The sequence below is a fragment of the Vibrio sp. V10_P2A27P122 genome, assembly GCF_963874335.1.
Classification (GTDB): domain Bacteria; phylum Pseudomonadota; class Gammaproteobacteria; order Enterobacterales; family Vibrionaceae; genus Vibrio; species Vibrio anguillarum.
Window position 1 is genome coordinate 1 of record NZ_CAWNHY010000101.1, and the last position, 5,847, is coordinate 5,847.

The following is a 5,847-nucleotide window of genomic DNA, read 5'->3' on the forward strand; positions in this document are numbered from 1 at the left end:
GTGTATAAGAGACAGACCCTAACCCTCCCCTAATAAGGGGAGGGAATGTAAGAGCAAACATTCGTTGAGATCTCCTTTCTAAGGGAGGGAAGGTTATGTCACGCATCGAAAGAAGAGAAATATCAAGCCGTTACTTCGCTTCGAGGTGATCAATCATCAATTGCAGTGACTGATTGCCGCGAAACTCATTAATATCAAGCTTATACGCAAGACGCACCGTTTTCACCGACGCATCTGGCCAGCGTCTTAAATCGACATTAAAAGCAATACCATCGATCATAATGTTGGTTGGGTGGCCTTTGAATAACGGTTCAAGCATCAGTTTCAAATGCTTTTCTCCCACCAGCTTTTGGTGCAATAGTTTGAACTCACCGTCAAAGAGAGGTTCAGGAAACGCCTGCCCCCATGGGCCACCGGAACGCAAGGTTTCAGCGGTGTGCATCGAGAACTCTTCAGGTGTTAACTCTCCATCGGATAAAATCACGCCCTTGAGCGCGCTTTCATCTAACTCGCGACGTACAGCTTGATCAAACAGCTCAGCAAAACGCTCAAACTCTTTTTCGGCAATAGTTAAACCTGCCGCCATCGCGTGACCACCAAATTTGACGATTAAACCGGGGTTTTGTGTATCAATGCGATCCAGCACATCGCGCATGTGTAACCCAGCAACAGAGCGGCATGACCCTTTAATACTGCCATCGCCACCATCGGCAAACGCAATCACAGGGCGATGATATTTATCTTTAATACGTGAGGCTAAAATACCAATCACACCTTGGTGCCAATCGCGCTGAAACAGTACTAAGCCGTGTGGCAATTCGCTATTTTCACTCAGTTGCAGGCGCTCACAAAAAGCCAGCGCCTCTTGCTTCATCCCCTCTTCAATCTCTTTGCGAGTTTGGTTAAGGCCATCCAGCTCACTGGCCATTCTACGCGCAGCGTGAATGTCATTGCACATTAGCAGCTCAACGCCAAATGACATGTCATCCAAGCGCCCTGCCGCATTGATGCGTGGCCCTAACGCAAAGCCAAAATCCGAGGCAACTAAACGCTTCGCGTCACGTTTAGCAACCTCAATCAAAGCTTGAATACCCGGCCTTGCATGCCCGGCGCGAATGCGTTGCAAACCTTGATGCACTAAAATGCGGTTGTTTTCATCGAGCGGCACAACATCAGCGACAGTACCCAGTGCGACTAAGTCAATCAGCTCCATCAACTTGGGTTCACTCATACCTTGTCGAGTAAACCAGCCGTTTTTTCGCATATGCACGCACAACGCCATCATCAAATAGAAAGCCACCCCTACGCCGGCTAATGCCTTCGAGGGAAACGGGCAGTTAGCCAAATTGGGATTCACCATCGCATCAACCTCTGGCAACTCGTGTCCCGGTAAATGGTGATCGGTCACCAAGACAGTCAATCCTTGCTGCTTGGCATAACGCACCCCGTCGATAGAGGAGACGCCGTTATCGACCGTCATGATCATCTGCGCGCCAAGCTCAATCGCTTGATCGACCACTTCAGGGCTTAAGCCATAACCATCTTCAAAACGGTTAGGCACGAGATAGTCCACATTGTGCGATCCCAACATTCGCAACGCCAAAACAGATAAGGCGCAACTGGTTGCGCCATCAGCATCAAAATCCCCAACGACTATGATGCGCTGCTGCTGCTCGATGGCGTGAAAAAGTAGTTGTACCGCTTGTTCTATACCACCTAATTGTTGGTAGGAATGCAGTGCTTTCGCGGCCTTGTCGAGTTGTTCAAGGTTCGTGATACCACGGTTGATATAGATACGTTTAAGCAGTGTAGGAATCGTGTCAGGGAGTTGCGAAAGATCGGGGGCTGGTCTTTGTTTTATTTCAATCATAAATCAGCGGGCTCAAGAACACTCAAGCCCGACTCCTAAAGTTATTGAATCTGCTGAAGGCGTTGCAACAATTGCTCTGGTGGTAAATAACCGCCAACCATTTCGCCATTCGGTAGGAAAATCGCAGGCGTGCCGTTGATGCCTAACTCACGTCCGAGCTGATAGTGCTTGGTAATCAATTGCTTAGCCTGTTGAATGTTCTGCCCTGCTTCTGGCAACTTATGATTAGTTTTTGCCTCATTCATCGCTGCCATTTTATCATCTGCATTCCAGATAGCGGCCATCTGATCAGCTACCTGCCCCGTAACGCCTTGACGCGGGTAAGCCATGTAGCGCACGGTGATCCCTAGGTCGTTATACCCTTTCATTTGACTATGCAAACGAGTGCAATAACCACAGGTAATATCAGTAAAAACAGTCACCACGTATTTTTCATTGGCGGCTTTGTATTCGATCATACTCGATTCAAACTGCGCGATCTTCGCCGCATTAACGGGCGCTTGGCGTTTGGCTAACACATCGACATAACCACCATTCTTATCTAATTCATACAAGGTTCCGGCGATAAAATGGCTCGCGTCAGGCGCAGAAAACAGCACGCCACCGGAAGTTTGCACTTCAATAACTCCCGGAATATCAGAGGCTTGAACACTCAGCACTTCCAATCCGAGTTTAGAAAAACGTTGTTCAAAAACCGTTTTATCAAGCGCAGCCGCTTGCACAGCCGTTGACGTCACTTGCTCTGTGGTTTCGGCGTTACACGCCACAGCAAAAAGTGGCAATGTAAGAAGAGTCAGTTGGCGTAATACGCTCATTAAATTCACCTTTTCAAGCCCTTGGATGGTGCTCGCTATGTAATTGTTTAAGTCGCTCAGTCGCAACATGAGTATAAATTTGCGTGGTCGATAAGTCACTATGACCGAGCAGCATTTGCACTACACGCAAATCGGCACCGTAATTGAGTAGATGCGTGGCAAAAGCATGCCTTAATACGTGTGGAGAGAGTTTTTCCACATCGATTTGTGCGATCACTGCGTAGTGTTTAATTCGGTGCCAAAAGGTTTGACGAGTCATCTGCCTTGCTCGTCGGCTAGGGAAAACCACATCCGACGTTTGTTCGCCCAGCAGAGTAGACCGCCCTTGTTCAAGAAAAGTTTCAATCCAATCAACGGCATTTTCACCCATCGGTACAAGACGCTCTTTGCCACCTTTACCAATCACTCTTACTACGCCTTGACGTAAACTGATATTTTCCATGGTCAGTGAAACCAATTCGGTCACCCGTAGCCCTGTTGCATACAAGAGTTCCAACATCGCTCTGTCACGTAATTCTAGAGGATTATTGGTATCGGGAGCATTCAATAGATCTTCCACTTGCTGCTCAGATAAATCTTTAGGCAGACGCTGTGGCAATTTAGGGCTAATTAAGAGTGCGCTCGGATCATCGCCGCGGAGTTTCTCACGGTGCAGATATTGAAATAAACGACGAATCGCCGACAACATGCGCGCCCGCGAGGTTTGCTTATAGTCTTGATCCGCGAGCCACGCTTGGTACTGCTGCAAACCAGTGACACTAATAAAATCGAGGCGATAATTATTGTGCTGCATCCATTGCAACAATTTCGTCAGATCATTGCGATACGATGAGAGCGTGTTTTCAGCTAAACCACGCTCCATCCACATCGCATCTAAAAACTGTTCCACAACCCCTTGATCAGGAGAAATATATTCAGACACATCAAACCTCTGTGGTGAAAATCGAGTTGCTCAGGTTATGTGAGCCACTGGTTTAATACCATAAAAAAACATCATCGGCAGGATAATCGCTGCAAAGCGCGTCATTTTATGGTTAGAATTCACTATTCTTGATTTAAAACGAACACAAAATTATGAAGATCGGTCTTTTTTACGGCTCAACAACTTGTTATACCGAAATGGCAGCAGAGAAGATCCGTGCGCTCATCGGTGAGGATTTGGTGGAGATTCACAATGTGAAAGAAACGCCACTCTCTTTGATGAGCAACTATGATCTTTTAATACTGGGTATCTCAACTTGGGACTTTGGCGAAATCCAAGAAGATTGGAGCGCAATATGGGATCAAATCGGTGGCGTGTCGCTAAACGGCAAGTACGTCGCATTATTCGGCTTAGGCGATCAAGAAGGTTATGGCGAATGGTACCTCGATGCGATGGGGATGCTGCATGATGAGCTAAAACAAATTGGTGCTCAATTGATTGGCTACTGGCCCAACCAAGGCTACCATTTTGAAGCGTCAAAAGCTCTAACGAAAGATGGTCGCCACTTTGTTGGTCTGGCACTCGATGAAGATTCGCAATACGAGCAAAGCGACGAACGCATTCAATGCTGGGTTGAGCAAATTTTAGTGGAATATCACGATTCGATTTAATTCGTTGTTCGCTATTTGTTGTTAGCCATTTGCTGCCAACAAGGCTCGATAGCAACGCCAATCAAACACCAAACCGGGGTCAGTTTTGCGTAGTGGTGCAATGTATTGATGCCCGGTAATCCGTTGATTGGTGATGAGCGGATAACGCCGCTGCAATGCACACGTCAAAGTCGCTAAGGCTTGATATTGCGCAGGTGTATAAGCCGTCTCATCGCTCCCTTCCAATTCAATCCCTATCGAATAATCATTACATTTTGCACGGCCAGCGAAGCTTGACTGGCCAGCATGCCAAGCTCTGGCATTAAATGGCACAAATTGCACTACTTCTCCCTCTCGCCGAATGAGACAGTGAGCCGAGACGCCCATCTGGTGGATGGTTTGAAAAAAAGGGTGTTGATTCGGGTCAAGCGTGCCAGTGAAAAACTGCTCAATATATGGGCCGCCGAACTGGCCCGGAGGCAAGCTGATATTATGTACCACCAGCAATGAAATATCTTGCGCATCGCTTCGCTGATCATAAAACGGCGATGGCACTCGACGTGCGCTTTGATACCAACCCTTTTTATCGATCATCAGTTGACCCCTTACACTCACACAAAAATGAACCTTAGCCAGAGGAAATGCGAGATTAGTGGCTGAATTTGAGTAAAACTCAGCGTATCATTCTCACTCTGTTCAACACCATATTAGATTTGCGATGAAAAATACACACAACAGCCAACAACGCCTTGATTATCTGAAACAGCAACTCCCATTGGAAATTACTCGTGCCGTTAGCGATGCACTCAGAGAAGATCTCGGTGGCAGCTTGGATGCGACTGCTGATATCACCGCAAACCTTATTCCAGCGGATGCGCGTAATACCGCGACTCTCATCACCCGTGAACATGGCGTATTTTGTGGCCAAGCATGGGCAGAGGAAGTCTTCAAACAACTTGGTGGTGAAGTGAAAATTGACTGGCATGTCCAAGATGGTGATCAAGTTAAGCCAAACCAAGTTTTGTGCACTCTTGAGGGCCCAGCTCGCGCACTGCTGACTGGTGAACGCAATGCGATGAACTTCATTCAAACCTTGTCAGGTTGCGCCAGCATTACTGCTCAGTATGCCAAACAGCTAGAAGGCACCGAATGCCGACTACTTGATACACGCAAAACTATCCCTGGCCTGCGCAGCGCACTGAAATATGCTGTCGCGTGTGGCGGCGGCTTTAACCATCGTATTGGCGTGTTTGATGCTTATTTAATTAAAGAAAACCATATCATTGCTTGTGGCGGTATTACCCAAGCCATCAGCACCGCTAAACAGCTCAACCCCGGTAAACCTGTCGAAGTCGAAACCGAAAGCTTGCAAGAGTTAGAAGAGGCGATTCAAGCGGGTGCTGACATCATTATGCTGGATAATTTTAGCATTGAGATGATGCGCGAAGCGGTAGCAATTAACGCAGGCCGCGCGGCTTTAGAAAATTCGGGTAACGTCACATTAGAAACCATTGGCGATTACGCGCGAACCGGTGTCGATTACATCTCAGTCGGCGCGCTGACTAAGCACATTAAAGCACTCGATCTCTC

The 5,847-nt window shown here is 47.5% G+C and carries 6 protein-coding genes; 2 read left to right on the plus strand and 4 right to left on the minus strand.

Annotated features, from left to right (window positions below; genetic code table 11):
• Positions 1-130 precede the first annotated feature (130 nt).
• The 3 genes from recJ to xerD are packed head-to-tail and all read right to left on the minus strand — an operon-like array spanning position 131 to position 3,607.
• Entirely contained in the window at positions 131-1,870 is a 1,740-nt protein-coding gene (gene recJ, locus AACQ17_RS05390; protein ID WP_094148114.1) for a single-stranded-DNA-specific exonuclease RecJ, read from the minus strand.
• Between the two features lie 41 nt (positions 1,871-1,911).
• Complete coding sequence (locus AACQ17_RS05395) at positions 1,912-2,685, minus strand: thioredoxin fold domain-containing protein (protein WP_013857678.1); 774 nt, start codon at positions 2,683-2,685, stop codon at positions 1,912-1,914.
• Positions 2,686-2,698: 13 nt separating this feature from the next.
• A complete protein-coding gene (gene xerD, locus AACQ17_RS05400; RefSeq protein WP_013857679.1) occupies positions 2,699-3,607 on the minus strand; it encodes a site-specific tyrosine recombinase XerD in 909 nt (302 codons plus the stop codon).
• Between the two features lie 152 nt (positions 3,608-3,759).
• Here xerD and fldB point away from each other — a divergent pair, with 152 nt between their 5' ends.
• Positions 3,760-4,278, plus strand: coding sequence for a flavodoxin FldB (gene fldB / locus AACQ17_RS05405; RefSeq protein WP_013857680.1), 519 nt, complete (start codon positions 3,760-3,762; stop codon positions 4,276-4,278).
• A 21-nt stretch (positions 4,279-4,299) separates the two neighbouring features.
• On the opposite strand, the gene ampD is transcribed toward fldB, so the two are convergent.
• The gene (gene ampD / locus AACQ17_RS05410) at positions 4,300-4,851 is read right to left on the minus strand and encodes a 1,6-anhydro-N-acetylmuramyl-L-alanine amidase AmpD (protein ID WP_206211669.1); all 552 of its coding nucleotides are present in this window, start codon (positions 4,849-4,851) and stop codon (positions 4,300-4,302) included.
• A gap of 124 nt (positions 4,852-4,975) precedes the next feature.
• On the opposite strand from ampD, the gene nadC reads away from it, so the two are divergent.
• A partial coding sequence (nadC, locus tag AACQ17_RS05415; RefSeq protein WP_094167807.1) for a carboxylating nicotinate-nucleotide diphosphorylase occupies positions 4,976-5,847 on the plus strand: 872 nt, incomplete at its 3' end.

Excerpts from the sequence above, each read along its gene's own strand:
- recJ (WP_094148114.1), bottom strand. The coding sequence starts at position 1,870 with ATGATTGAAATAAAACAAAGACCAGCCCCCGATCTTTCGCAACTCCCT.
- AACQ17_RS05395 (WP_013857678.1), bottom strand. The coding sequence starts at position 2,685 with ATGAGCGTATTACGCCAACTGACTCTTCTTACATTGCCACTTTTTGCT.
- fldB (WP_013857680.1), top strand. The coding sequence starts at position 3,760 with ATGAAGATCGGTCTTTTTTACGGCTCAACAACTTGTTATACCGAAATG.
- ampD (WP_206211669.1), bottom strand. The coding sequence starts at position 4,851 with ATGATCGATAAAAAGGGTTGGTATCAAAGCGCACGTCGAGTGCCATCG.